Source organism: Mesorhizobium sp. M8A.F.Ca.ET.208.01.1.1, assembly GCF_004791315.1.
GTDB lineage: Bacteria > Pseudomonadota > Alphaproteobacteria > Rhizobiales > Rhizobiaceae > Mesorhizobium.
In genome coordinates this window covers 160,056-185,473 of sequence record NZ_SRUT01000010.1, presented here as the reverse complement: position 1 = coordinate 185,473, position 25,418 = coordinate 160,056, and the positions used below count along the sequence as shown (strand labels likewise).

Annotated in this window: 22 protein-coding genes; 12 read left to right on the top strand and 10 right to left on the bottom strand. The window is 64.3% G+C overall.

Going from position 1 to position 25,418, the window contains the following annotated elements:
- Positions 1 to 77 precede the first annotated feature (77 nt).
- Positions 78 to 1,832: an ABC transporter ATP-binding protein gene (locus EN851_RS29960; protein WP_135930615.1), complete on the top strand. Its 1,755-nt coding sequence runs from the start codon at positions 78 to 80 to the stop codon at positions 1,830 to 1,832.
- 159 nt (positions 1,833 to 1,991) lie between these two features.
- Here EN851_RS29960 and ilvD read toward each other — a convergent pair whose 3' ends face one another.
- Positions 1,992 to 3,836 (bottom strand): dihydroxy-acid dehydratase, encoded by a 1,845-nt coding sequence (gene ilvD / locus EN851_RS29955; protein WP_135930614.1) that lies wholly within the window; start codon positions 3,834 to 3,836, stop codon positions 1,992 to 1,994.
- A 268-nt stretch (positions 3,837 to 4,104) separates the two neighbouring features.
- Between ilvD and EN851_RS29950 the strand changes: the two genes are divergently transcribed.
- Positions 4,105 to 4,575 carry a VOC family protein gene (locus EN851_RS29950; protein WP_127278651.1) on the top strand — a complete coding sequence of 157 codons (471 nt, stop codon included), beginning with the start codon at positions 4,105 to 4,107 and terminating at the stop codon, positions 4,573 to 4,575.
- A 74-nt stretch (positions 4,576 to 4,649) separates the two neighbouring features.
- Here the strand turns inward: EN851_RS29950 and EN851_RS29945 are convergent, their stop codons facing one another.
- Positions 4,650 to 6,242: a peptide chain release factor 3 gene (locus EN851_RS29945; protein ID WP_135930613.1), complete on the bottom strand. Its 1,593-nt coding sequence runs from the start codon at positions 6,240 to 6,242 to the stop codon at positions 4,650 to 4,652.
- Positions 6,243 to 6,448: 206 nt separating this feature from the next.
- On the opposite strand from EN851_RS29945, the gene EN851_RS29940 reads away from it, so the two are divergent.
- On the top strand, positions 6,449 to 7,522 hold the full coding sequence (locus EN851_RS29940; RefSeq protein WP_135862262.1) for an FAD-binding oxidoreductase: 1,074 nt from the start codon (positions 6,449 to 6,451) through the stop codon (positions 7,520 to 7,522).
- A 212-nt stretch (positions 7,523 to 7,734) separates the two neighbouring features.
- Here the strand turns inward: EN851_RS29940 and EN851_RS29935 are convergent, their stop codons facing one another.
- The gene (locus EN851_RS29935) at positions 7,735 to 8,535 is read right to left on the bottom strand and encodes a class II glutamine amidotransferase (RefSeq protein ID WP_135930612.1); all 801 of its coding nucleotides are present in this window, start codon (positions 8,533 to 8,535) and stop codon (positions 7,735 to 7,737) included.
- Between the two features lie 14 nt (positions 8,536 to 8,549).
- Complete coding sequence (locus tag EN851_RS29930) at positions 8,550 to 8,798, bottom strand: DUF6356 family protein (protein ID WP_127278798.1); 249 nt, start codon at positions 8,796 to 8,798, stop codon at positions 8,550 to 8,552.
- Between the two features lie 115 nt (positions 8,799 to 8,913).
- Between EN851_RS29930 and EN851_RS29925 the strand changes: the two genes are divergently transcribed.
- The 6 genes from EN851_RS29925 (at position 8,914) to EN851_RS29900 (ending at position 13,457) form a co-directional block, all read left to right on the top strand.
- Positions 8,914 to 9,384 (top strand): Lrp/AsnC family transcriptional regulator, encoded by a 471-nt coding sequence (locus tag EN851_RS29925; RefSeq protein WP_127278799.1) that lies wholly within the window; start codon positions 8,914 to 8,916, stop codon positions 9,382 to 9,384.
- Positions 9,385 to 9,480: 96 nt separating this feature from the next.
- A complete protein-coding gene (gene dut, locus EN851_RS29920; protein ID WP_127278800.1) occupies positions 9,481 to 9,966 on the top strand; it encodes a dUTP diphosphatase in 486 nt (161 codons plus the stop codon).
- An 11-nt stretch (positions 9,967 to 9,977) separates the two neighbouring features.
- Positions 9,978 to 10,637 (top strand): HAD family phosphatase, encoded by a 660-nt coding sequence (locus EN851_RS29915; protein ID WP_135930611.1) that lies wholly within the window; start codon positions 9,978 to 9,980, stop codon positions 10,635 to 10,637.
- A gap of 81 nt (positions 10,638 to 10,718) precedes the next feature.
- Positions 10,719 to 11,573 carry a hypothetical protein gene (locus EN851_RS29910; protein ID WP_135930610.1) on the top strand — a complete coding sequence of 285 codons (855 nt, stop codon included), beginning with the start codon at positions 10,719 to 10,721 and terminating at the stop codon, positions 11,571 to 11,573.
- 74 nt (positions 11,574 to 11,647) lie between these two features.
- Complete coding sequence (locus tag EN851_RS29905; protein WP_127278803.1) at positions 11,648 to 12,451, top strand: oxaloacetate decarboxylase; 804 nt, start codon at positions 11,648 to 11,650, stop codon at positions 12,449 to 12,451.
- Positions 12,452 to 12,458: 7 nt separating this feature from the next.
- The gene (locus EN851_RS29900; protein WP_135883664.1) at positions 12,459 to 13,457 is read left to right on the top strand and encodes a proline racemase family protein; all 999 of its coding nucleotides are present in this window, start codon (positions 12,459 to 12,461) and stop codon (positions 13,455 to 13,457) included.
- A 4-nt stretch (positions 13,458 to 13,461) separates the two neighbouring features.
- On the opposite strand, the gene EN851_RS29895 is transcribed toward EN851_RS29900, so the two are convergent.
- Together EN851_RS29895 and EN851_RS29890 are read right to left on the bottom strand one after the other, a co-directional pair.
- On the bottom strand, positions 13,462 to 14,172 hold the full coding sequence (locus tag EN851_RS29895) for a sulfate transporter family protein (protein WP_127873028.1): 711 nt from the start codon (positions 14,170 to 14,172) through the stop codon (positions 13,462 to 13,464).
- A gap of 216 nt (positions 14,173 to 14,388) precedes the next feature.
- Positions 14,389 to 15,291 (bottom strand): EamA family transporter, encoded by a 903-nt coding sequence (locus tag EN851_RS29890; RefSeq protein WP_135930628.1) that lies wholly within the window; start codon positions 15,289 to 15,291, stop codon positions 14,389 to 14,391.
- A gap of 199 nt (positions 15,292 to 15,490) precedes the next feature.
- Between EN851_RS29890 and EN851_RS29885 the strand changes: the two genes are divergently transcribed.
- Together EN851_RS29885 and EN851_RS29880 are read left to right on the top strand one after the other, a co-directional pair.
- On the top strand, positions 15,491 to 16,483 hold the full coding sequence (locus EN851_RS29885; RefSeq protein ID WP_135862270.1) for an adenosine kinase: 993 nt from the start codon (positions 15,491 to 15,493) through the stop codon (positions 16,481 to 16,483).
- Positions 16,484 to 16,764: 281 nt separating this feature from the next.
- Complete coding sequence (locus EN851_RS29880) at positions 16,765 to 17,463, top strand: antitoxin Xre/MbcA/ParS toxin-binding domain-containing protein (protein ID WP_135930609.1); 699 nt, start codon at positions 16,765 to 16,767, stop codon at positions 17,461 to 17,463.
- A gap of 79 nt (positions 17,464 to 17,542) precedes the next feature.
- Here the strand turns inward: EN851_RS29880 and EN851_RS29875 are convergent, their stop codons facing one another.
- The gene (locus EN851_RS29875; RefSeq protein WP_127278928.1) at positions 17,543 to 19,822 is read right to left on the bottom strand and encodes an NADP-dependent malic enzyme; all 2,280 of its coding nucleotides are present in this window, start codon (positions 19,820 to 19,822) and stop codon (positions 17,543 to 17,545) included.
- A 133-nt stretch (positions 19,823 to 19,955) separates the two neighbouring features.
- Complete coding sequence (locus EN851_RS29870) at positions 19,956 to 21,074, bottom strand: glycosyltransferase (RefSeq protein ID WP_245464404.1); 1,119 nt, start codon at positions 21,072 to 21,074, stop codon at positions 19,956 to 19,958.
- A 228-nt stretch (positions 21,075 to 21,302) separates the two neighbouring features.
- Between EN851_RS29870 and mutS the strand changes: the two genes are divergently transcribed.
- On the top strand, positions 21,303 to 24,032 hold the full coding sequence (mutS, locus tag EN851_RS29865; protein ID WP_135930608.1) for a DNA mismatch repair protein MutS: 2,730 nt from the start codon (positions 21,303 to 21,305) through the stop codon (positions 24,030 to 24,032).
- 46 nt (positions 24,033 to 24,078) lie between these two features.
- Here mutS and EN851_RS29860 read toward each other — a convergent pair whose 3' ends face one another.
- Both EN851_RS29860 and EN851_RS29855 read right to left on the bottom strand, forming a co-directional pair.
- On the bottom strand, positions 24,079 to 24,924 hold the full coding sequence (locus EN851_RS29860) for an aldo/keto reductase (protein WP_135930607.1): 846 nt from the start codon (positions 24,922 to 24,924) through the stop codon (positions 24,079 to 24,081).
- Between the two features lie 92 nt (positions 24,925 to 25,016).
- Positions 25,017 to 25,409, bottom strand: a complete 393-nt coding sequence (locus EN851_RS29855) for a DUF305 domain-containing protein (protein WP_127277847.1) — start codon at positions 25,407 to 25,409, stop codon at positions 25,017 to 25,019.
- Positions 25,410 to 25,418 lie beyond the last annotated feature (9 nt).

Below are 25,418 nucleotides of genomic sequence, written 5' to 3'. Positions count from 1 at the left end.
ATGGTCGCGAAAGGTTCCCTCCGGCGGCAACTCCCTCTATAAGCCGCCTTCGTCATCCCGGCATCAAGGATCAGCCGTTGTTTCGTTTCTTCCGTTCGACGGAAAACCAGCGCCTCGTCGCAAGGCTGCTCAGGGAATCGTTCCGGCAGCACCGGGCCGGCTACGCCGCCGCCATCCTGTCGATGTTGGTGGTCGCTGGCACGACCGCCGCCAGCGCCTGGATCCTTAGCGTGATCACCAATGAGTTCGTGATCTACAAAAGAGTCGAGCGCGTTAACTGGATTGCTTTGGCGGTCGCCGCGATTTTCATCGCCAAGGGCATCGCCAACTTCGTCCAGGCGTATTTCATGAGCCGGGTGGGCAACGCCATCATCGCCGACCGGCAGCGCAAGATCTACGACCGCATCCTGGCGCAAGGCATCGAATTCTACCACTCGACCTCGTCATCCGACCTCATCACCCGCATGACCAACAATGCACAGGCGGCGCGTAATGTGCTCGACCTCGTCGTCACATCCTACGTGCGCGATCTGGTGACGTTGATTGCCCTGGTGGCGGTCATGGTCTGGAAGCAGCCGGCGCTGTCGCTGATCTGCTTCGTCGTCGGGCCTCTCGCCATCTATGGCGTCAACCGCATCCTGAAGCGCGTCCGCAAGATTGCCGCGATGGAGTTCCGCTCTGTCGGCCAGATTGTCCAGGTGATGCAGGAAACCGCGATCGGCGTGCGCGTGGTCAAATCCTTCAATCTTGAAGGCTCAATGCGCAATCGCATGTACAAGGCGGTGTCCGATGTCGAGACCCGAGCCAACAACATCGCTGCGCTGGAGGCGGCGACAAGCCCGGTGATGGAGACGCTGGCCGGAATGGCAATTTCCGGGGCCATCTTCGTCAGCGGCTTCCTGGTCTTGCAGGGCGGCCAGATGCCCGGAGACATCATGACCTTCATCGGAGCGCTCCTATTTGCTTATGAGCCGGCAAAGCGCCTTGCGCGTGTGCGGGTATCGCTGGAAAGCGGCATTGTCGGCGTGCGCATGATGTTCGAACTCGCCGACCAGCCGCTGACGCTGGCGGAGAAGCCGGATGCCAAGCCGCTGCGAGCCGGGCCCGGCGAGATACGGTTCGACGCCGTCAGCTTCGCCTATCAGAACGGCCCGCCGGTGCTGGAAGGGTTCGACCTGACCCTTGAGGCCGGCAAGATGACGGCGCTGGTCGGGCCTTCCGGCGGCGGCAAGTCGACGATCCTCAACCTGATCATGCGCATGTATGACCCCAAGAGCGGCAGGGTGCTGCTCGATGGCCAGGACATTTCCCATGCCACGCTGGCCTCGCTCCGGGAAAAGATCGCCTATGTCAGCCAGGAGACGTTCCTGTTTGCCGGCACGATCATGCACAACATCCGGCTTGGGCGCGAGGGCGCGACCGACGACGAGGTGATCGCCGCGGCCAAGGCGGCCAACGCGCATGACTTCATCGTCGCGCAGCCGAAAGGCTACGAAACCGATGTCGGCGAGAATGGCGGCCTTTTGTCAGGCGGCCAGCGCCAGCGCATTTCCATCGCGCGTGCCATGCTGCGCAACGCGGAAATCCTGCTGCTGGACGAAGCGACCAGCGCGCTCGACGCAGAGTCGGAGGCGCTGTTCCGCGACGCGCTGCAACAGCTGACGGAAGGGCGCACCACGATCGTCATCGCGCACCGCCTGTCCACCGTGCACCAGGCCGACACGATCGTGGTGCTGGAAGCCGGCAAGGTGGTGGAAAGCGGGGCGCATCGTGCCCTGCTCAAGCAGGGCGGGCTTTACCAGAAGCTTTATGAATATCAGCTGATGCCGTGAGGGTGCCTTCGAATGTAGGTGCCAGACCCCCTCATCCGGCCCTCCGGGCCACCTTCTCCCCGAGGGGAGAAGAGGTCGTCAACGCGGGCGTCAGCCTCTTCTCCCCAACGGGGAGAAGGTGGCCGCGCAAGCGGCTGGATGAGGGGGCCGGCGCGAACCTTACTCCGGCACGTGCCTCACCGCGCCCTTGTCAGCGCTGGTGGCGAAGGCGGCGTAGGCGCGCAGCGCGGTCGTCACCTTGCGCTTGCGCTTTTCCTCCGGCTTCCAGGCGTTCGCGCCCTTGGCCTCCATCGCCGCACGGCGCGCGTCGAGTTCGGCGTCGCTGACAGCCAGGCGGATGGTGCGGTTGGGGATGTCGATCTCGATCGTGTCGCCTTCCTGCACCAGCCCGATCAGCCCGCCTTCCGCCGCTTCCGGCGAAGCATGGCCGATTGACAGGCCCGACGTGCCGCCGGAGAAGCGTCCGTCGGTGACCAGCGCGCAGGCCTTGCCCAGGCCCTTCGACTTCAGGTAGCTGGTCGGATAGAGCATCTCCTGCATGCCGGGGCCGCCGCGCGGACCCTCATAGCGGATGACGACGACATCGCCGGCCTTGATCTCGTTGGCGAGGATCGCCTTGACGCTGGCGTCCTGGCTTTCGAAGACGCGAGCCGGACCGGTGAATTTCAGGATCGACTCGTCGACGCCGGCCGTCTTCACGATGCAGCCGTCGAGCGCCAGATTGCCCTTCAGGACGGCGAGGCCACCATCCTTGGAGAAGGGCGTCTTCGCCGAGCGGATGACACCCGTTTCGCGGTTCGTGTCGAGCTCTTCCCAGCGACGGTCCTGGCTGAAGGCGACCTGCGTCGGCACGCCACCTGGGGCGGCGAGGAAGAAGTCGCGCACATTCTGGCTCGAGGTGCGGGAAATATCCCAATGGTCGAGCGCTTCGCCGAGGCTGGCGGTGTGCACCGTCGGCAGGTCGCGGTTGATCAGCCCGGCCTCGTCGAGTTGGCCGAGGATCGCCATGATGCCGCCTGCGCGATGGACGTCTTCCATGTGCACGTCGGACTTGGCCGGCGCCACCTTGCACAGCACCGGCACCCGCCGCGACAGCCGGTCGATGTCTTCCATGGTGAAGTCGACCTCGCCCTCATGCGCGGCGGCCAGGATATGCAGCACGGTGTTGGTCGAGCCGCCCATGGCGATGTCGAGCGTCATGGCGTTCTCGAAGGCGCCCTTGGAAGCGATGCTGCGCGGCAATGCGCTCTCGTCATCCTGTTCGTAATAGCGCTGGGCGAGATCGACGACGAGATGGCCGGCCTCGACGAACAGCCGCTTGCGATCGGCATGCGTGGCCAGTGTCGAGCCGTTGCCGGGCAGCGAAAGCCCCAGCGCCTCGGTCAAACAATTCATCGAATTGGCTGTGAACATGCCCGAGCAGGAACCGCAGGTCGGGCAGGCCGAGCGCTCGATGACCTTGACGTCCTCGTCGGAGATCTTGTCGTCGGCGGCCGCGACCATGGCGTCGACAAGGTCGAGCGCCTGGGTCTTGCCGGCCAGCACGACCTTGCCGGCTTCCATCGGTCCGCCGGAGACGAAGACGGTCGGGATGTTGAGGCGCAGCGAGGCCATCAGCATGCCGGGGGTGATCTTGTCGCAGTTGGAGATGCAGACCATGGCGTCGGCGCAATGGGCGTTGACCATGTATTCGACGGAATCGGCGATCAGTTCGCGCGACGGCAGCGAATAGAGCATGCCGTCATGGCCCATGGCGATGCCGTCATCGACGGCGATGGTGTTGAATTCCTTGGCAACACCGCCGGCCTTCTCGATCTCGCGCGCGACGAGCTGGCCAAGGTCCTTCAGATGGACATGGCCAGGCACGAACTGGGTGAAAGAGTTAACCACCGCGATGATCGGCTTGCCGAAATCACTGTCCTTCATGCCGGTGGCGCGCCACAGGCCGCGGGCGCCGGCCATGTTGCGGCCATGGGTGGTGGTGCGGGAACGATAGGCGGGCATGAATTTTCCTTGGCTGGCTTGGCTGCGCTCGGTGAGGAGCGTGGCGGCGCTGAATTTTGATCGCAGGGTTTATAGACCGGCAAGTATGGTCTGGCCACATTTTTGCAATGCGCCAGAGTCTTACCGAAAATCGGCGTCTGCAAAAAAATTGCATGCCCTGTCGGATCGCGCGCCGGACGCCCGTCCTTGGTTCAACGGCAAGGGAATGGCACCATTCCCGGAGCCAGCCGTTTCACCGTAGCAGCAAGAAGCAACCGAGGAGCGCGACATGCAAAAGATCACCACCTGCCTGTGGTTCGACGACCAGGCCGAAGAGGCGATGAATTTCTACGTCTCCATTTTCAAGAACTCGAAGGTGCTGAGCGTGATGCGCTGGCCAGAGGGTCATGCAAATGAAGGCAAGGCGCTGGTGACCACGTTCGAACTCGACGGCGTGCAGTTCCAGGCGCTCAACGGCGGACCGCAATTCAAGTTCAACGAGGCAATGTCGCAGTCGATCGACTGCAAGACGCAGGAAGAGGTCGATTATTTCTGGGACAGGCTCATCGAAGGCGGTGGCGAACCGTCGCAATGCAGCTGGCTGAAAGACAAGTTCGGTGTGTCCTGGCAGGTCGTGCCGGAGCAACTGCCGAGGCTGCTTCAGGACCCGGACAGGGCCAAGGCCGGCCGGGTGATGTCGGCGATGATGCAGATGGGCAAGATCGAGATCGACAAATTGGAGGCGGCGGCGAAAGAATAGTCAACGCCGGCGCTGCCCCTCATCCGCCCTTCGGGCACCTTCTCCCCGTGAACGGGGAGAAGGAAAGAGGGCTGTTACGCCGCCTTGTCGCGGACCTGATAATCCTTGATCGTGGCGAAGCTGATCGCCTTCCAGCGCTCGGCTTCGTAGTTCAGCGAGAAAGCGTGCTGGGCGAGGAACACCGGGTCGTTGTCCAGGTCGCGGGCGATGTCGCCGCGATGCGCTTCGATGAAGCGAAGCACTTCGGCCTTGTCGTCGGCCGATATCCAGCGGCAGACCGAAAAGCGCGACATTTCGAACTCGACGGGCAGCGTGTATTCGAAGTTCAGCCGCTCTTTCAACACATCCAGCTGCAGGGCGCCGACGACACCGACGATGGCCGGCGAACCATCTTCCGGCGAAAACAGCTGCACGACGCCTTCCTCGGCCATCTGGTGCAGCGCTTCCTTCAACTTCTTGGCCTTCATCGCGTCGCCGAGGCGCACGCGGCGCAGGATTTCCGGGGCGAAATTCGGCACGCCGCGAAACAGGATTTCCTCACCCTCGGTCAACGTGTCGCCGATGCGCAGCGTGCCGTGGTTGGGGATGCCGACGACATCGCCGGCGAAAGCTTCGTCGGCGGTGACGCGGGTGCGGGCGAAGAAGAATTGCGGCGCCGAGAGTGACATCGGCTTTCCCGTGCGCACCAGCTTGGCCTTCATGCCGCGCTCGAGCTTGCCCGAGCAGACGCGCACGAAAGCGATGCGGTCGCGATGGTTGGGATCCATGTTGGCCTGGATCTTGAAGACGAAGGAGGTCATTTTTTCCTCCGTCGCCTCGATGGTGCGGGTGTCGGCCTCCTGCGCGCGCGGTGGCGGCCCGAAGGCGCCAAGCGCCTCGATCAGGTCGCGCACGCCATAATTGCGCAGCGCCGAGCCGAAATAGACCGGCGTCAGATGGCCTTCGCGAAAAGCGTCGATATCGAGCGGACGGCAGGCTTCGCGCGCCAGTTCGAGTTCCTCGATGAAGGCCTCGCGCTCATTTTCCGGCAGAAGGCCGGCAACGCGGTTGGAATCGGGACCGTTGACCGGCGTGCGTTCCTTCTCGTCGTCACCCTTGCGCACGGCGTTCAGCGCCAGGTGATAGGTGCCGGAGAAGGTCTTGCCACGGCCGATCGGCCAGGTGACGGGCGCGGTGTCCAGCGCCAGCTTCTGCTCGATCTCGTCCAAAATCTCGAACGGATCGCGGCTTTCGCGGTCCATCTTGTTGACGAAGGTGATGATCGGGATGTCGCGCAGCCGGCAGACCTCGAACAGTTTCAGCGTGCGCGGCTCGATGCCCTTGGCGGCGTCTATGACCATGACGGCCGAGTCGACCGCCGATAGCGTGCGATAGGTATCGTCGGCGAAGTCCTCGTGGCCGGGCGTGTCGAGCAGGTTGAAGACGTTGTCCTCATATTCGAAGGTCATCACCGAGGTGACGACCGAAATGCCGCGCTCGCGCTCGATCTTCATCCAGTCGGAACGCGTCTGGATACGGTCCTTCTTGGCCTTGACCTCGCCGGCAAGCTGGATGGCGCCGCCGAACAGCAGCAGCTTTTCGGTCAGCGTCGTCTTGCCGGCGTCGGGGTGGGCGATGATCGCGAAAGTGCGGCGGCGCGCCACTTCCTCTGGTATTGTATCGGGCATTCTGTTGGGATTTCCGTGTGACAGGCCGGGCTTCTAGCAGCGCTACGCCGGGCTGTCGACCGTTCCGGCGGCACGGATGCCGCCGGATGCCGTCTCTCTGCTGAAGCCAGCAATGGCCGGGAGCCGTGTATTTCAACATTGGCAAGCGGCCATAGGAATGCCACTTGGATGAACATCCCTTGGAATCAGGAGACAGAGGAGTGACCATGGCTGCGTCGAAACAAGTGATCGTCATCGGCGCCGGCATTATTGGTGCCTCGGTTGCCTGGCATCTGACCAGAGCTGGCGCGCAGGTGACGGTCATTGCCGACAGCGCGCCGGGCGGCGTGGCGACGCCGAACTCGTTTGCCTGGATCAACGCCAGTTGGGGCAATCCGGAAACCTATTTCCGGCTGCGCATCCGTGCCATGGCCGAGTGGAAGCGACTTGCAAATGATTTGCCCGGCCTGCCGCTGGCCTGGTGCGGCGGCCTGAACTGGGACCTGCAGGCGGAGAGGCTCGAAGCCTATGCGGACGAGCATTCGGCCTGGGGCTACGGCATCGAACGGGTTGGCCGAGAGCAGGTGGCACGCATTGAGCCCAATCTCGCCGAGCCTCCAGATTTTGCCTTGCATATCGCTGAGGAAGGTGTCGCCGAGCCCGCGGCCACAGCGAAGGCGCTGCTGGCGGATGCAGCGCGGCAAGGCGCGCGCATCCTCTCCGGCACGGTGACCGCGCTGGCCCAGAGCAACGGCAGGATTACCGGCGTGGACACATCACATGGGCTCGTTGCCGCCGACGAGGTGGTGATCGCCGCTGGCGTCGGCTCTCCGGATATTGCGGCGACGGCCGGCATCACCTTGCCGATCGAGACGCCGCCCGGCCTTATCGTCCATTCGCGGCCTTACAGGAAATTGCTCAACGGACTGGTGCACGCCGAGAGGCTACACATGCGCCAGACCGCCGAGGGCCGCATCATCGCCGGCTCGGATTTCGCCGGCGGCGATCCCGGTATGGACGCCGAAGCGACCGCCCGCGCGCTGTTCGCGGTCACGAAAGCAGCATTGCGTGGCGCCGAGGGGCTGGAACTCGATTTCCACACCATTGGCTACCGCCCCAATCCGATCGACGGCTTTCCGATCATCGGCCGCGCCGAGGGCCTGGATGGGCTCTACGTCGCGGTCATGCATTCCGGCATCACGCTGGCACCAGCCGTCGGCCTGTTTGCCGCGCGGGAGATTCTTGAAGGCGAGCGCGATGCATTGTTGGCGCCTTACGGGCTGGCGCGGTTTGCGCAGTAGCAATGGCTGCTTCCGAGGCGCGGCACTCTACGGCGCCCCCCTCTGTCCTGCCGGACATCTCCCCTACAAGTGGGGAGACGTCAGCTTCGCCGGCGGCTTCGCTCTTCAACGTTCGAGATTGGGAAGACCATCGCGACATCTGGCCTCCCGCTTTGGGGGAGATGTCCGGCAGGACAGAGAGGGGCGCGGAGGAACTCGACCGAAACGATTTGCTACCCAACCAGCGCCAGCTTCGCCGCGACCGGAGCGAATGGACTGATGTCGATGCAGTCCCTGGTCATGGTGACGAAGCTCGATGGCGGGATCGCCTGCCAGTCGCCGCCCTCGCGATCGAAGGGCTCGGAGACGATGCAGCGGCCAGCGCCCTTGCGGAAGATGGACGTGTAGAGCGTCGGCGCGTGGGCGTCGGTGGCGTAGCGGACCGCATACAGCGCCTGTCCGTCGGAGAAAGCGGCGGTGAGTTTAAGCGCCGGCTCGAGACCGGCGCGGCGAGAGGCTTCCAGCACGCGGCTGGTGGCACGCGAGACGGCGCCTTGCGGGTCGGCCGAAAGGCCCTCGTCGATCATCAGGAGAAAAAACAGTTCGGAATCGGTGGTGCCTTCGCGCTGGTCGAAGACAGCGTCGGACAGCGAGTTCTCCAGCGCGCGGCGAATTTTCTCGAAACCGCCGATCTGGCCATTGTGCATGAACGACCAGCGGCCGGAGATGAACGGATGGCAGTTCATGCGGCTGGTGGCGCCGCCGGTCGAGGCCCTGACATGGGCGAGGAACAGGCCGGACTTGATCTGCCGGCACAGGCTTTTCAGATTGGGGTCGGACCAGGCCGGCAGGATGTCGCGATAGAGGCCGGGCTCGGGCCTCTCGCCATACCAGGCAAGGCCGAAACCGTCGCCATTGGTCGGCGACTTGGCTTCCTGGGCGCAGTGGCTCTGGGCGATCAGCGAGTGACAGGGCGCCGTGAGGATATCTTCGAGAACGACCGCTTCACCGAGATAGGCCGCCCATCGGCACATCGCTTTGTCGTCCCCTAGGCACGATCCGCAAGCGCCGCCGGCGCATCGACCGTATGATTGCCTCTGTTGTGCGTCCGCTCGTAGAGCTCGCGAATGATTCGGCTGGCGGTAGTCTCGAAGAGAAATGGCAAGAAAGCGTGAACGAGCGCTGCTCCCGCCGCCATCAGCAGGCGCGACGAGAACCAGGCGGCGAAGGCCATATGGCCGAAATAGGTTTCGCCGACCTTGGCCGGATGAGAGGTGAAAATGCTTGCGAGCGACATGCTGGTTCCCCTTCAGCGCTGGAGCTTCCTGATATGAGTATCCTGACACGCCTCACCGGTTCATTGGTCCCAAAATATCCTTGTATTTTGCCACTTCATGGGACAAACATCCCAAATGACACTGGAAATCGATGAAATCGACCGAAAATTGCTTGCCGAACTGCAACGAGACGGCACGTTGTCGGTCGACCAGCTGTCGGAGCGGGTGGCATTGTCGCGCAATGCCTGCTGGCGTCGCGTCAAGCGGCTGGAGGAAGATCGCGTCATCACCGGCCGCGTGGCGCTGGTCGATGCCGAAAAGCTCGGGCTTGGCCTTTCGGTGTTCATCCTGATCCGCACATCCAACCACGACCCGGACTGGCTGCAGAAATTCCGCGCCGCGGTAAGCGGCTTGCCAGAGATCATCGGCGTCTATCGCATGTCTGGCGATCTCGATTATGTACTGCGCGCCCGTGTCGCCGACGTGAAGGCCTATGACCGGCTCTACCAGCGGCTCATCGCCAAGGTGGCGCTGTCGGATGTTTCCGCCTCCTTCGTCATGGAGGAGATCAAGGAGACGACGGTGGTTCCGATGGAAGTGCGTTGAGCCGCCCTCAGGCCATAGTGATGCCCGAAAGAAAGCCGTTGATAGCCCTGCGGGCGAATTGACCGAATCGGCAATCGCGCCGATAGGATCGATTTTATGCGCGCAGCCCTTCAAACACCCTCCGTCATCGGTCCCACCGTCGGCTTCGTCAGGCTGCCGCATGGTGAGGGACTTCCGCTTCCCGCTTATGAAAGCACCGGCGCCGCCGGCATGGATTTGCGCGCGGCGGTGCCCGAAGACCGGCCGCTTCTGATCCTGCCGGGCAAGCGCGCTCTGGTGCCGACCGGGCTGATCCTGGAAATTCCCGAAGGGATGGAAGGCCAGGTGCGGCCACGCTCGGGCCTTGCCTTCAAACACGGCCTTACCGTCCTCAATTCACCTGGGACGGTCGACAGCGACTATCGCGGCGAAGTGAAGGTGCTGCTGGTCAATCTCGGCGACGAGGACTTTGCCGTTACGCGCGGCATGCGCATTGCCCAGATCGTTTTCGCCGCCGTGACGCAGGTGGCGGTTGAAGAGCGTTCGCTCGCCGGCGGCACGGCGCGCGGCTCGGGCGGATTCGGATCGACCGGCACCGCCTGATAGCGAATCCAATGCCCTTGCCGAAACTTGTCATCTTCGACTGCGACGGGATCCTGGTCGATACCGAGAACCTCGCCAACCGACGCCTGGCCGAATGGCTCAGCGCGAGCGGCTATCCAACGACCTTCGAATATTGCCGCAAGAACTTCTCCGGCCGCAGTATGATCTCGGTGCAGAAGGAGATCGAGGAGACGACCAGCGCCAGTCTCGGCGCCGATTTCGTCGAGCGCTGGAATGCCGGCCTGCCGGATCTGTTCGCTCATGGCGTCGAGGCGATCCCTTATGTCCGGGAGTTCATCGAGGCGGTCCGCGCCGCCGGCCTCGCCTACTGCGTCGCCACCTCGGCCAGGATCTCGAAAATGCACATAACGCTTGGCCAGACCGGGCTGTTGCCGCTGTTCGAACATGCGATGTTCAGCGCCACCATGGTCTCGCGCGGCAAGCCGTTCCCCGACCTGTTCCTGCATGCGGCCAAAGCCATGGGCTTCGAGCCGGCCGACTGCATCGTCATCGAGGACAGCGTCGCCGGCACGCAGGCAGGCATCGCTGCCGGCATGCGGGTGTTCTCCTATCATGGCGACCCCTATTCCGACCGCGACGGCCTGATCCAGGCCGGCGGCATCCTGTTCGACGACATGCGCGAACTCGCCGGGCTGGTGCCGATCCACTGATTTTGCCGGCCGGATGGGCTAATGCATGTCGCCCGGAAGTGTCAGCTTCGCGGTGCTTGCGGTGAGGGGACGATATCAAGCATGTCGGGATTTTTGCATCGGCTCGTCTTTGCCTACCTGTTGCTGCTGCCATTGCTGGGCGGCGCGGCCGGCGCCCAGGACGCGGCCAGCCCGGACCTCGGCAAACCCATCGATGGCCACGCCGGCACGACCTATGCCGATCTCATCAGGATGGTCATTCCGGATCTGACGGCGAAGGGCGACTACTATGTCGGCTCCTCGCCGATCGAGATGCGGCACATTGCCGGTCCCGACAATGACAGCTCGCCACCAGAAGCACCGAGCGTTTTCAGCGCCGGCGTGCTTGGCATCAAGGCCGGCGGCAAGGAGCGGCTGGCCATGCTTTTCGATCTCGGCGAATCGCCCGACAGCGCGGAGGGCTATGCGGTGCTGGCGCTTTACGATCTCACCGGCAAGCCGAGGCTGCTCGATGCCGTCAATGTGGCGACCGACCGTTTCACCTTCTTTCGCCACCCCGGCAAACTTTCGCTCGGCGCCAGTGACGATGCGCTGATGATCTCCAGCACACATTTCAACTCGAACCAGGGCTACATGTCGACGCCGCTTATCCTGGTGCGAGACGACCGTTTTGAGCTGATCGACCTCATCAACACGTTCGACGAAAATGTCTGTTCCTATCGGCGCTCCCAGGACCTGACCTTCCAGGCCGTGAGCGATGGCCAGCCCTACGCCGCGATCAAGGCGACGATAACCGACAAGACGGCACCTGGCGAAGAGACGTGCGACGAACCCGCCCCCAAAGCCGTCTCGAACGACATTTCCGTAACCTACCGCTGGGACAAGAAAACAGCGGGCTACGTCGCCGATTCCGATGCCTTCGAAAAATTGGCAGCAGACAACGAGAAACGCTTCTGAACCAACCGCATTTGTTTGCCCGGCCGGAAACGGCGCGCTAGCATCCGCCCCGACACTCGTCATGGGGAACATTCATGGACAAGGGCAAGATCTTTCGCGACCTGCATGCCTCGACCTTCGTCATGCCCAATCCCTGGGACCCGGGCACGACGAAGCTGCTTGGCTCCTTCGGCTTCAAGGCGCTGGCCACGACCAGCGCCGGCTTTGCCTTTTCGCGCGGCCTGCCGGACGGGGCCGTGAGCTTCGACCAGATGATCCATCATTGCCGCGAGGTGACGGCCGCGACCGAACTGCCGGTCTCGGCGGATCTCGAAAAAGGCAAGGGCGACAGCCCCGAGCAGGCCGCCGAGACCATTTTCGCGGCGGAGGCCGCGGGGCTTGCCGGCTGCTCGATCGAGGACCACACCGGCGATCCGGAGAAGCCCATCTATGAGTTTTCGCACGCGGTCGAGCGCGTCGCCGCCGCGGTGGAGGCGGCGCGGGCGCTGAAGCGCGATTTTGTCTTCACCGCGCGGGCCGAGAACTTCCTGTGGGGCAAGTCCGACCTCGACGACACGATCAAGCGGCTGCAGGCCTTCGAAAAGGCCGGCGCCGACGTGCTCTATGCGCCGGGCATCGGCGACGTCGAGATGGTGCGCACACTCTGCTCGGCGGTGACCAAGCCGGTCAACGTCATGGCGAGACCCGGCTTCACCATCGCCGACCTTGCCATGGCCGGCGTCAAGCGGATTTCGCTCGGGCCGTGGCTGACCAATTTCGCCTACGGCATGCTGGAGACGGCGGCGCGCGAGATCCAGCAGGACGGAACGTTCGGCTTCACCCGCGCTGCCATGCCGTTCGGCAAGTTGCAGGCGCTGTACGGCAAATCCCAGGGTTAGACGCCGCATGAACCTTACCGTCGTCGACATGCATACGGGCGGCGAGCCGCTGCGGATCGTCACCGGGGGTTATCCCGCTATCCCCAAGGGCACCATCCTTGAAAAGCGCGCCTATGTGCGGGACAACCTCGACCATTTGCGCAAACTGCTGATCTTCGAGCCGCGCGGCCATTACGACATGTATGGCGCCTTGCTGGTCGAGCCCGATTTGCCCGGCGCCGACCTTGCCGTGCTGTTCATGCACAATGAGGGCTATTCCACCATGTGCGGCCACGCCATCGTCGCGCTCGGCCGTTATGCCATCGATGAAGGCCTGGTGGCGAAACAGGAGCCGTTCACCACCGTCAACATCGAGGCGCCTTGTGGCCTGGTCGTCGCCTCGGTCGAGGTCAGCGACGGCAAGGCCGGTGCGGTGTCGTTCGAGAGCGTGCCTGCCTTCCTGTTCGCCCGCGACCAACAGATCGAGCTGACAGAGTATGGCAAGATCGGTTTCGATATCGCCTATGGCGGGGCTTTCTACGCGCTGGCCGACTGCCATCAGTTCGGGCTGGAATTCGGCCGCGACCGCGTGCGCGATTTCGTCGATGCGGCAACGGCGCTGACGAACCGGCTCAAGGCCGAGTTTGCGCTGTCGCATCCCGATCATGACGACCTCGCCTTCCTCTACGGCACCATCCTGACCGACGGAAAGGACGCCTTTTCCGGGGAAGTCACCAGAAATGTCTGCGTCTTCGCCGAGGCGGAAGTCGACCGATCGCCGACCGGTTCCGGCGTGACCGCCCGGCTGGCGGCCATGCATGCCAAGGGTGAGATCGCCATCGGGCAGACGCGCAGTTTCGAGAGCATCGCCGGCTCGCGCTTTTCCGGGGCGGTCGTGCGAACGGCACAGGCCGGCCCGCACGAAGCGATCGTCGCCCGCGTCGGCGGCCGCGCCTATTATTCCGGACGAGCCGAATTCATTGTCGAACCGGACGACGAGCTGGGGCGTGGTTTCCTCTTGCGCTGAAGGCTCAACCGTTTGCGGAACGGACCGCTTCCCGCGCCGAGACCGCCTTGTGCAGATGCACCATCATGGCGGCGGCGAAGAGCGGCGTCAGCAGGTTGAGCAGCGGCACGGCAAGGAATGCCGCGATCACCAGCCCGGACAGAAACACCGTACCGGCATAGCGCCGGCGCAGGGCCCTCGCATCTTCCTCGGGGCGAAAGCGCATGGCGGCGAATTCGAAGAATTCGCGCCCCAGCAGGTAGCCGTTGACAATGAAGAAGGCTGCGATGTTGATGCCCGGCACCAGCAGAAGCATGAGCGCCACGATGTTGCCCAGGATGACGACGCCGAAAAACTTTATCGCCAGCACCATCGAGCGCAATGCCGGCATGGCCCGTCCGGCCGGGTGGCTTGGGTAATCGGTGCGCTCGACCACTTCGGCGACATCGTCGAGGAACAGGCCGGCGATGACGGCCGTGACCGGCGCAACAAGCAGCGCCATGCCGAAGGCCAGCGCGATGGCCGCGACAATGCCGCCCAGCCAGCCGGCCCAGGACGGTATGCCGGGCAACACGGTCTGGAGCCACGGCAGGGCCAGCCATTCGACAAGGCTGGTCAGGCCGAACCACAGGGCGACCAGCGCCAGCAGGGTTAGGCCGAGCGTCTTGATGAACACGGCGCGGAACGGAGGCGAGAGCAGCTCCAGGGCCGCGGTACGGGCAGCGTCGAAAATCACCGTGCTTCAACCCCAGGTCAGCGGACACAAAAGCAATTCCAGGAAAAGTGCGTAGCGGTTTTCCGCCCGGGATTGCGTTAAAACAAGAAATTACAGCGGGTCGGAGATTCCATCAAACACGGAACCGCTCGAGGCGGGACATCTCCGAAATAGGCAGTGCGGCCCGCGAGCACAAGCGCGGGCCTTTGCTTGTCTTTGGACGCTGCCGAAATCCGCCTATCGGGCGAAGGCCGGTTTGCGGACAGGTATGGTCATGGCCGCCACGCCGGCAACGACAAAGCCCATGCCGAGCCATGCCGTCGGACCCAGGCTTTCGCCGAGGAAGATGGCGCCGATGCCGACGCCGATCGGCACCCGCAGATAGGCCTGCGACGTCGTGCCGACCGAACCCAGCGAGTGGATGAGGCGAAAATAGATGACGAACGCCAGTGCCGTCGAAAACACGGACAGGCCGAGCAAAGCGAGGATGGAAGCCGCCGAGGGGGCCAGCGTCCATGGCCGGTCGACCACCAGGCTGAGCGGCACCAGCATGACGGCGCCGCACAGCATCGAGCCGGCGGCGGGAAGCATCGGATCGAGGCCCTTGAAGCCACGGCCGAAGATGGCGGCGCCCGCATAGCACACGGTTGCCGCGACGATGGCGATCTGTGCCCAGAGCTGGTCGCCGATGCCGCCAAGCGCCTGCGTGCCGACGATGAGGCAGATGCCGGCAATACCGGCGCCGACGCCGACCAGCTTGCGCGCCGTCACCGGCTCATGGCGGGTGATGAGTGCCGTTAGCAGGAAGGTGAAGATCGGCGAGGTCGAATTGAGGATGGTGGCAAGGCCGGCGTCGACCGAGCGCTCGGCCGCGGCGATCAGCGTGAACGGGATGACGCTGTTGAGGCAGGCCTGGAAGGCGAAGCGGCGCCAGCTAGCCGCGTCTCCCGGCAAGGCAAGCCCACGCCAGCGGATGATGGCGAACAGGATGGCGCCGGCGATCAGGGTGCGGGCGGCGATGGAGGTGATGGGCGGGATGGTCTCGACGCCGATCTTGATGAAGGTGTAGGAGGCGCCCCACAGGACAGCCAGTATGCCAAGCAGCGCCAGGTCGGTAGCCGTGTCGTTTTTGGCAGGCATGGGCTCGCGCCTTCGGACCGTGATCTCAGGAGCGCAGATGTAGGCGACATCGCGACGAAATGTTTCGGCCACGGTCGAATTGTCGTAGCGCCTGGCTGGCGCGGCAAGGACAGAAAATCGGTTGCCTGTTTTCAGCGTCATGCTGTAGACCCGCGCGGGCATGGCAAGAAGCCGGCTCGGGTTTTTGGCGGAGACATTGATGCCGGATTATGACGTGCTTTGCATCGGCAATGCGATTGTCGACATCATCGCCCAGTGCGAAGAGGACTTCCTCCAGACCAACGGCATCATCAAGGGCGCGATGAATCTCATCGACACCCACCGCGCCGAATTGCTCTACAGCCGCATGGGTCCGGCAATCGAGGCCTCCGGCGGCAGCGCCGGCAACACGGCGGCCGGGGTCGCCTCCTTCGGCGGACGCGCCGCCTTCTTCGGCAAGGTTTCCAACGATGCGCTGGGCGAAATCTACGCGCACGATATCCACGCGCAAGGTGTCGCCTTTGACACCAAGCCGCTCGAGGGCGAGCCGCCGACGGCGCGCTCGATGATCTTCGTCACCCCCGATGGCGAGCGCTCGATGAACACCTATCTCGGCGCCTGCGTCGAACTCGGGCCGGAAGATGTCGAGGCCGACAAGGCGTCGGGCGCCAAGGTGACCTATTTCGAAGGCTATCTGTGGGACCCGCCGCGGGCCAAGGAAGCCATCCGCCAGACGGCGAAGCTGGCGCATGCGGCGGGCCGTGAAGTGTCGATGACATTGTCGGACTCGTTCTGCGTCGACCGCTACCGTGACGAGTTCCTCGACCTGATGCGCTCGGGCACGGTCGATATCGTCTTTGCCAACAGCCACGAGATCAAGTCGCTTTACCAGACTTCGTCGTTCGACGAGGCGCTGGCGCAGATTCGCAAGGATTGCAAGATCGCAGCGGTGACCCGCTCCGAAAAGGGCTCGGTCATCGTGCGCGGCGACGAGACGGTGGTCATAAAGGCGACCGCCATCAAGGAGCTGGTCGACACGACGGGCGCCGGCGACCTCTACGCCGCCGGCTTCCTGCATGGTTATACACAGGGACGCGACCTCCAGACCTGCGGCGACCTTGGCTCACTCGCAGCCGGATTGGTGATCCAGCAGATCGGCCCGAGGCCACGGCAGAATCTGCGCAAGGAAGCCGAGCAGGCGGGGTTGTTGTAACTTAAGGAGCTGGTCGCGCTGCTGCCCCAAGCAATCGGCTTTTCGTCCGCTGCACAGACCGCTTCTCACCGTCGCGCGGTTGTCACATACCGCCCCTACACGAAAATGAGAGTGTGCCGTGCCTGACATTTCGGCACGCTTATCGGAGTGTGGAGCAATGCAGGACAGCAACCTGTCGGGCCGCTGCATCTGTTGCCGTCACACTTTCCACTTTCCGCCGTAACCGTTCAACGACCGGCCGCGGCTGAGGGAGGCGAGCGCGCGGCCCAGAAGACAGATGCATGACCAGATTTCAGACTAAGACGACCGGCATCACGCAGGACGATTTCGCCGACATGGTCGCGGAAAAGGTCGAGCGTGCGCTTGCCCACTATGACGAGGCCATCAACGGGCCGACAATGGTCTCGGTCGGCAAGATCGCCGGCAGCATAGCGTCCGCCGTTACCTTGCTGTCGCCCAAGCACCAGCGCGCCATCGACGCCATCCATGCCGACCTTCCCGGCCTTGCCGCGAAATTCGTGCGTGCGCTCGCGGCCGAAGCCGCGCGCCGCAGCGAAGCCGGCACCACCGGCACGACGACGCTGTCCGCAGAGGCCGAAACGCTGGCCGCGCTCCCCCAGTCCGACGACCTCGAATCGATGCTGATCGAGGACTGGGCCGGCCGCGTCGCCGGCTCGACCTATCTGGAAGAGAACCTGCGCATCGCCCGCTCCACCTTGCACCGCTGGCAACGGCGCGGCGACGTCATCGCGCTGCGCAAGGGCGGCCGCAAGCACGTCTTCCCGCTGGCGCAATTCGTCGACGGCAGGCCGGTGGCGGGCATAAGCGACGTGCTGGACCTCATCGGCAACCCGAGGCTCGCATGGCTATGGTTGACCCGCCCAGCGGCACAGCTCGACGGCCGCATCCCGATCGACCTGCTGCGGCAGGACCAGGCGGAAGAGGTGGTCGAGGCGGCGCGGGTGTTTGCGCCGGGGTGAAGTCGGCGCGAGAAGGTGCCTGCGGCGCGCTTCGGGCTTGTCTGATGCAGAAGCTTTCGTCCGCTAGGCGGGACGCTCCTCAAGTCCCCGCCGTGTACGCCGCGATCGCCGCCATGTTGACGATATCGCTGTCCTTGGCGTTCAGCGAGACGATCTGCACCGGCTTGTTCAGGCCGACCAGCAGCGGGCCGATGACGGTCGAGCCGCCGAGTTCCTGTAGCATCTTGGTCGAGATCGAGGCCGAGTGGAACGCCGGCATGATCAGCACGTTGGCCGGGCCGGTCAGGCGGATGAACGGGTATTGCGCCATGGCGCGGGCGTTGAGCGCCACGTCGGCGGCCATTTCGCCGTCATATTCGAAATCGACGCGGCGCTTGTCGAGGATGCGCACGGCTTCCTGGATGCGCTCGGAGCGCTCGCCCTGCGGATGGCCAAAGGTGGAATAAGCGAGCATGGCGAGCCTCGGCTCATAGCCCATGCGGCGGGCAAAGCCTGCCGCCTCCTCGGCGATGTCGGCGATCTGCTCGGCGTTGGGCATGTCGTGGACGGCGGTGTCGGCGACGATCACCGTGCGGCCGCGCGCCAGCACGATCGAGGCGCCGATGACGCGGTGGCCGGGCTTGGCGTCGATGACGCGCCTGATATCGTCGAGCGCGGTGGAATAGTTGCGGGTGACGCCGGTGACGATGCCGTCGGCATCACCCAGCGCCACCATGCAGGCGGCAAAATGGTTGCGGTCGTTGTTGATCAAGCGCTGGCAGTCGCGGAACAGGAAGCCTTTGCGCTGCATGCGTTCGTAGAGATAGTCGGTGTAGATCGAATTGCGGCGCGACAGGCGCGCATTGATGATCTCGATGCCTTGCTTGTTCAAGTCGATGCCGGCGTGCCTGGCGTTCTCCTTGATGACATCGTCGCGGCCGAGCAGGATGGCCGTGCCGAGCCGCTGGTTCACATAGGAGACGGCGGCGCGCATCACCTGCTCCTCCTCGCCCTCGGCGAAGACGATGCGCTTGGGCTGGCGGCGCACGCGATCGTAGATGCGCTGAAGGGTCGAGGCGATCGGGTCGCGGCGGGCGGAAAGCTCCTGCGCGTAGCGGTCGAGATCGAGGATCGGCTTGCGGGCGACGCCCGAATCCATTGCCGCCTTGGCCACGGCAATCGGGATGGCCGAGATCAGGCGCGGGTCGAAAGGCACCGGGATGATGTAGTTGGGGCCGAATTTCGGCCGGTTGCCCTGATAGGCGGCGGCGACGTCGTCGGGCACGTCCTGGCGGGCCAGTTCGGCGAGAGCGCGGGCGGCGGCGATCTTCATGTCGTCGTTGATGGTGGTGGCCCTGACATCAAGCGCGCCGCGGAAGATGTAGGGGAAGCCGAGCACGTTGTTGACCTGATTGGCATAATCCGAACGCCCGGTGGCCATGATGGCGTCGGTGCGGATCTCGGCCACTTCCTCCGGGGTGATCTCCGGATCGGGATTGGCCATGGCGAAGATGATCGGGTTTTTGGCCATCGACTGCACCATGGCGGTGGTCAGCGCGCCCTTGGCGGAAACACCGAGGAAGACGTCGGCGCCGTCGAGCGCTTCGGCCAGAGAACGCGCGTCGGTCTTGACCGCATGCGCCGATTTCCACTGGTTCATGCCCTCGGTGCGGCCCTGGAAGACCACACCCTTGGTATCGCACAAGGTGATGTTTTCGGGCGAAAAACCCATCGCCTTCATCAGCTCGATGCAGGCGATGCCGGCGGCACCCGCGCCATTGCAGACCAGCTTCGTAGTCTTCATGTCGCGGCCGGTTACCTCCAGCGCATTGATCAGGCCGGCGGCCGAGATGATGGCCGTGCCATGCTGGTCGTCATGGAAGACCGGGATGTCCATCAGTTCGCGCAGGCGCTGCTCGATGATGAAGCATTCCGGCGCCTTGATGTCTTCCAGGTTGATGCCGCCGAAGGAGGGACCGAGGAAGCGCACGCAGTTGATGAACTCGTCGGCATCCTCGGTGTCGACCTCGAGGTCGATGGAATCGACATCGGCGAAGCGCTTGAACAGCACCGCCTTGCCTTCCATGACCGGCTTCGAGGCCAGCGCGCCGAGATTGCCGAGGCCGAGGATGGCGGTGCCGTTGGAGATGACGGCGACCATGTTGCCGCGCGTCGTATAGTCGAAGGCTCTCGAAGGATCCTCGGCGATGGCGCGCACGGGCACGGCGACGCCCGGCGAATAAGCGAGGCTGAGATCGCGCTGCGTCGTCATCGGTTTGGTGGCGACGATCTCCAGCTTGCCCGGCCGGCCCATGGCATGGAATTCGAGCGCTTCCTGTGCGCTGACGGACGGACCGTTGTTCTCGGTTTTCCTGGCCATGATGCTTTTTGATTTCCTCGCCGGTGCGGCACCTCCTTGAAGCGGGTGCCTGTGTCCTTGCGAATTAAGACCACGGGCCGCCGCGTGTAAACCACGAAGCTCTGCAAAGCTGCTTCAAAGCGGACGCGCTCGGTCAGGGACTGGGCTGCGCTGGCTTGAATGCGGTGATTTCATGCGCATGCTGGCGGGCCGTTGCCCATCGCCGCAGCGTCCTGGTTCCGGGGAACGGCCATTGCGACAAGGGCGGCCGTCGGCTTCCCATCCGCTCGAACAGCTCCGACAGGAATTCCATGAGTTGCCGCCGTTGCGGCTCGACCCTGGCCATCGTGCGGTTACGGATCTCCTCGCGCGGTATGGCGCGGTCGCGCAGCGTCTCGACAGCCCGCCGGATCGCCGCCGGATCGGGCTCGGCGATGATGCAATAGTCCGGATCGAAGAAGACATCCCGGCCGCCAAGACTGGGCGTGCTGACCACCGGCAACCCGGCCATCAGATATTCCATGCTGGAACACATCGCCCCTTCCGCCGCCGACAGACAGAGCCCAACCGCGGCCTGGTTGTAGACGCGATTGACCTCCTGCGGCGCCAGCCAGCCGGCCAGGCCATCGATAATCGGGTTGGCGATACGATGCAGCGGCGATTGCGCCTGCAGGCGACGGATGAAGGCGCGGTCGCCGGCCCGGGGCAGCTCGCCGATCGAAAAGGTGATGTGGGCGAGCCTTTCGACGTCGAAGGCGAGGTAATGACGCTTGGTGTACGAGATGCGGCCGTTATAGACGGCGTCGAATTCGACGGGGACATCCGGCAATGGCCGAAAGATGTCCTCTGAGACCATCAGATTGTGGTTGGAGACGATCGCGGTTCCTCCGACAGCGGTGACCAGACGACGCTCCTCCGGCGTGTTGCAAAGAAAAATCAGTTCGTGAAGCGGAAAGTTCTCACGGTACCAGGCGAGATCCCGGCCCAGCTTTGCGACGACGTGCGGCCGCTCGAGCGTCCAACTCGGCATCAGCAGGAACACGGCGCGCCGCGAGGCCAGGCGACGGCCGATTGCGACGATCGAGTTGAGGGGACGGGCGCCGCCGATCGGCGTGTAGATCAACAGCGGATCGTGGCTGAGAACGTAAACCGCGAGCCGAATGCCGCCGTCCAGATGGGACAACGGACCGCTGAGCGGCAGCGCGAAAGGGAGGCGCTTGGCCGCCGAAAACTTAAGCCAGCCCAACCTTTGACTGGCATGCCGAACCGTCATGAGCCAGAGCCGTTCGAGGGCCGAGTCGATCGGCCCTACCATCTCCTCGAACGTTTCGTGCCCATCCCTGTCCATGACCATTATACCCCCAAGACGACAGATATTCGCGATCACGGCATCGGGCAATGCCGCTGAATAGCCGGCCATGGACGATGGCTTGCGATCTTCCCCTGCTTTTCGATGGCCCGGCATTAAACCCCGCCACCACATCTGCTAGCGTGCCGCGCCATGAACATGCACAGCCCGAACGAGCCCGACGCCGCTCCCGAGTTGACGGCGGCGCCACAGCCAGGCGCCGCCGTCACGCCGATGATGGAGCAATTCATCGAGATCAAGGCGGCCAACCCGGATTCGCTGCTGTTCTACCGCATGGGCGATTTCTACGAGCTGTTCTTCGACGATGCCGAGAAGGCGAGCCGGGCGCTGGGCATCGTGCTCACCAAACGCGGCAAGCACCAAGGCCACGACATTCCGATGTGCGGCGTGCCGGTGCATGCGGCCGACGACTATCTGCAGAAGCTGATTGGCCAGGGGTTCCGCGTCGCCGTCTGCGAGCAGATCGAGGATCCGACCGAGGCCAAGAAACGCGGTTCCAAATCGGTGGTGCGCCGCGATGTGGTGCGGCTGGTGACGCCGGGCACCATCACCGAGGACAAATTGCTGGCGCCGTCGGAATCGAGTTTCCTGATGGCGCTGGGCAGGGTGAAGGGCGGAGCGGACCACAGCTTTGCAATTGCCTGGATCGACATCTCGACCGGGGCCTTCCGCGTCGCCGAGACCTCCGCCGACCGGCTGATGGCCGACATCTTCCGTGTCGACCCGCGCGAGCTTATCATGGCCGAGCCGGTCTTCCATGATCCCGAGCTGAAGCCGGTGTTCGACGTGCTCGGCCGCATTGCCAGCCCGCAGCCGCCTTCGCTGTTCGATTCGGCCTCGGCCACGGGGCGGATCGCGCGGTTCTTCGAGGTGGCGACACCAGACAGTTTCGGCACGTTTTCGCGCGCCGAACTGTCGGCGATCTCGGGCGCCATCGCCTATGTCGAGAAGACGCAGAAGGCCGAGCGGCCGCCGCTGTCGCGCCCCGAGCGCGAGGAGCAGGGCTCCACCCTGTTCATCGATCCGGCGACGCGCGGCAATCTCGAACTGTTGCGCACGCTGTCCGGCAGCCGCGAGGGCTCGCTGTTCAAGGCGATCGACCGCACGGTGACCGGCGGCGGCGCAAGGCTGCTCGCCGACCGGCTGATGGCGCCGCTGACCGACCCGGCGGCCATTGTCGCACGGCTGGATTCGGTGTCGTTCTTCCGTTCCGAAGTGCGGCTTTGCCAGGCAGTGCGGATGAGCCTGAAGAGCGTGGCCGACATGCCGCGTGCGCTGTCCAGACTGGCGCTCAATCGCGGCGGCCCGCGCGACCTCGGCGCACTGCGCGCCGGCTTCGAGGCGGCTGGCGCCATCGCCGAGACCTTTGCCGCGGCCGCCCTGCCCCAGGAATTGGCCGGCGCGATGGCCGCGATTCAAGCGCTGCCCAAGGCACTCGCCCAGCATCTCACCCAGGCGCTCGGCGAGGAACTGCCGCTGCTCAAACGCGACGGCGGTTTCGTTCGCGGCGGCTATCATGCCGAACTCGACGAGATGCGGGCGCTGCGCGACGAGTCGCGCAAAGTGATCGCCGGGCTGGAGCGCTCGCTGATCGAGGAAACCGGCATCCGTTCGCTGAAGATCCGGCACAACAACGTGCTTGGCTACTACATCGAGGTGACGGCCAACCATCATGCAATCATGACCGGCAGCGATGGCGCCAAGGCGCGCTTCATCCACCGCCAGACCATGGCCAACGCCATGCGTTTCACCACGACCGAGCTCGCCGAACTCGAGACCAAGATCGCCAATGCCGCCGACCGGGCACTGAGCATCGAACTGGCAGCCTTCGATGCGCTGACGGCGGAGGCGGTCGGCGAGGCAGAGGCGATCCGCGCCGGGGCCGATGCGCTCGCCGTGCTCGATGTATCGGCGGCCCTCGCACTGTTGTCGGAAAGCGAGGCCTGGTGCCGGCCGGTGGTGGATTCCAGCCTTGCCTTCGAGATTTCAGGCGGCCGGCATCCGGTGGTCGAACAGGCGCTGCGCCGTTCGGGCGAAGGCCCGTTCGTCGCCAATGATTGCCACCTCTCGCCCGAGGGGACTGCCAAGAACGGCGCGATCTGGCTGCTGACCGGCCCGAACATGGGAGGTAAATCGACGTTCCTGCGGCAAAACGCGCTGATCGCGATCCTGGCCCAGACCGGCTCCTTCGTACCGGCGGCGTCTGCCCATATCGGCGTCGTCGACCGGCTGTTCTCGCGCGTCGGCGCTTCGGACGATCTGGCGCGCGGCCGTTCGACCTTCATGGTCGAAATCGTCGAGACGGCGGCGATCCTCAACCAGGCCGGGGAACGCGCGCTGGTGATCCTCGACGAGATCGGCCGCGGCACCGCTACGTTCGACGGCCTGTCGATCGCCTGGGCGGCGGTCGAATATCTGCACGAGAAGAACCGCTGCCGGGCGATCTTCGCCACCCATTTCCACGAAATGACGTCGCTCGCCGGCAAGCTGGCGCGGCTTTCCAACGTCACCATGCGCGTCAAGGAATGGGAGGGCGACGTCGTTTTCCTGCACGAGGTCGGCAAGGGTGCCGCCGACCGGTCCTACGGCGTACAGGTGGCGCGGCTCGCCGGCCTGCCGGAGGCGGTGGTCGAGCGGGCCAAGGCGGTGCTGCACCAGCTGGAGGAAGGCGAGGTCTCCGGCAAGACCAACCGGCTGGTCGACGACCTGCCGCTGTTTTCGGTGGCGGTGAAACGGGAAGCGCCAAAGCCGGTGAAGAGCGACGCGCTGGGGACCGCGCTCGGCGAGATCAACCCCGACGAGATGACGCCGAAGGAAGCGCTGGAGGCGCTCTACCGGCTGAAAGGGCTGGCGGGGAAGTAATTTTGCAATCTGGGCGGCGGAGGGGGAAATTGGCAGCACCGCCGCCTCAGATCATCTCCAGCCCGCGCTTGCGCTTCGGTGGCGGGAATGCACGGTCGAGATCGGCGATGTCCTGCGGCGTAAGCTTTATGTCCAACGCAGCGACATTCTGGCGGACGTGCTCCTGGCTGCCGGCCTTGGGAATGGCGATGACGCCGTCCTGCCGCATCACCCAGGCCAGGGCGATTTGCGCCGGTGTCGCGCCGTGCAGGGCGGCGACGGCGTCAAGCCTGGCATTGCGCGCCAGCGCGCCTTGCTCGACCGGCGAATAGGCCATCAGCGGGATGCCGCGTGTTCGGCTCCAGGGCGCCAGATCGAATTCCGGGCCGCGGCGAACCAGATTGTAGAGCACCTGGTTGGTCTGGACATTGCCGCCGTCGCGCAGGCCAGCCAGTTCCTCCATCTCCTCGGTGTCGAAATTGCTGACGCCCCAATGCCGTATCTTGCCGGCTTTTTTCAGCGCCTCGAAGGCTTCCACCGTTTCCGATAGGGGCACGCTGCCCGGCCAATGCAGCAGATAGAGATCGATGCGGTCGGTGGCGAGGCGCTTCAGGCTGTTCTCGCAGGCGCGCTGCACGCCGGCCCTTGAAGCGTTGGAAGGCAAGACCTTCGAGACCAGGAAGACCTCGGCGCGGCGGCCGGCGATGGCTTTGGCCACCACTTCTTCCGCGCCGCCGCCGGCATACATTTCGGCGGTGTCGATCAGCGTAACGCCGAGGTCGAGACCGAGCTTGAGGGCATTTACCTCGTCGGAGCGGCGCCGCGAATCCTCGCCCATTTTCCACGTGCCCTGGCCGAGAACGGGTATGGCCTCGCCGCAGGGTAGCGTGGTGGTTCTGACGCTCGATTCCATGGCATGGCTCCGTCGGTACTCGATCGCATCGAGGCCGCGACGAGACTCCGCAAGGAGTTCTCGCCGGACCCTGCTTAGCGATGCCGGGAAGCTTACTTCACCGGATGGGCGGCGAGCCAGTCCTGCATCTGCTTGATTTCGGCTTCCTGCGCGGCGATGACGCCTTCGGCGAGTTTGCGGATTTCCGGATCCTTGCCGTTGGCCAGCTCGACCTTGGCCATGTCGATCGCGCCTTGATGATGCGGAATCATGCCGCGGACAAAATCGACGTCGGCGTTGCCGGTATATTGCGAGGCCATCATGTCGGTATGCATCTTGTCCATCGCCGCCTTGTAGCCCGCCGTCGAAGGGCTTTCCGCCCCCATGGCCATGGCGCCCATGTCGTGCTTCATCTCCTCGCTCTGCGCCGGCACGCTTTCGAGGAAGACGGCAAGCAGCATTCCGGCCGCCATCAGCAGCAGCACGAGTTTTTTAGCCAAGGTCATTCATGGTCT

Excerpts from the sequence above, each read along its gene's own strand:
- EN851_RS29885 (WP_135862270.1), top strand. The coding sequence starts at position 15,491 with ATGCCGGATTATGACGTGCTTTGCATCGGCAATGCGATTGTCGACATC.
- EN851_RS29940 (WP_135862262.1), top strand. The coding sequence starts at position 6,449 with ATGGCTGCGTCGAAACAAGTGATCGTCATCGGCGCCGGCATTATTGGT.
- EN851_RS29915 (WP_135930611.1), top strand. The coding sequence starts at position 9,978 with ATGCCCTTGCCGAAACTTGTCATCTTCGACTGCGACGGGATCCTGGTC.
- EN851_RS29855 (WP_127277847.1), bottom strand. The coding sequence starts at position 25,409 with ATGACCTTGGCTAAAAAACTCGTGCTGCTGCTGATGGCGGCCGGAATG.
- EN851_RS29910 (WP_135930610.1), top strand. The coding sequence starts at position 10,719 with ATGTCGGGATTTTTGCATCGGCTCGTCTTTGCCTACCTGTTGCTGCTG.
- EN851_RS29870 (WP_245464404.1), bottom strand. The coding sequence starts at position 21,074 with ATGACGGTTCGGCATGCCAGTCAAAGGTTGGGCTGGCTTAAGTTTTCG.
- EN851_RS29860 (WP_135930607.1), bottom strand. The coding sequence starts at position 24,924 with ATGGAATCGAGCGTCAGAACCACCACGCTACCCTGCGGCGAGGCCATA.
- EN851_RS29890 (WP_135930628.1), bottom strand. The coding sequence starts at position 15,291 with ATGCCTGCCAAAAACGACACGGCTACCGACCTGGCGCTGCTTGGCATA.
- EN851_RS29925 (WP_127278799.1), top strand. The coding sequence starts at position 8,914 with ATGACACTGGAAATCGATGAAATCGACCGAAAATTGCTTGCCGAACTG.
- dut (WP_127278800.1), top strand. The coding sequence starts at position 9,481 with ATGCGCGCAGCCCTTCAAACACCCTCCGTCATCGGTCCCACCGTCGGC.
- mutS (WP_135930608.1), top strand. The coding sequence starts at position 21,303 with ATGAACATGCACAGCCCGAACGAGCCCGACGCCGCTCCCGAGTTGACG.
- EN851_RS29880 (WP_135930609.1), top strand. The coding sequence starts at position 16,765 with ATGACCAGATTTCAGACTAAGACGACCGGCATCACGCAGGACGATTTC.
- EN851_RS29905 (WP_127278803.1), top strand. The coding sequence starts at position 11,648 with ATGGACAAGGGCAAGATCTTTCGCGACCTGCATGCCTCGACCTTCGTC.
- ilvD (WP_135930614.1), bottom strand. The coding sequence starts at position 3,836 with ATGCCCGCCTATCGTTCCCGCACCACCACCCATGGCCGCAACATGGCC.
- EN851_RS29930 (WP_127278798.1), bottom strand. The coding sequence starts at position 8,798 with ATGTCGCTCGCAAGCATTTTCACCTCTCATCCGGCCAAGGTCGGCGAA.
- EN851_RS29900 (WP_135883664.1), top strand. The coding sequence starts at position 12,459 with ATGAACCTTACCGTCGTCGACATGCATACGGGCGGCGAGCCGCTGCGG.
- EN851_RS29945 (WP_135930613.1), bottom strand. The coding sequence starts at position 6,242 with ATGCCCGATACAATACCAGAGGAAGTGGCGCGCCGCCGCACTTTCGCG.
- EN851_RS29875 (WP_127278928.1), bottom strand. The coding sequence starts at position 19,822 with ATGGCCAGGAAAACCGAGAACAACGGTCCGTCCGTCAGCGCACAGGAA.
- EN851_RS29935 (WP_135930612.1), bottom strand. The coding sequence starts at position 8,535 with ATGTGCCGATGGGCGGCCTATCTCGGTGAAGCGGTCGTTCTCGAAGAT.
- EN851_RS29950 (WP_127278651.1), top strand. The coding sequence starts at position 4,105 with ATGCAAAAGATCACCACCTGCCTGTGGTTCGACGACCAGGCCGAAGAG.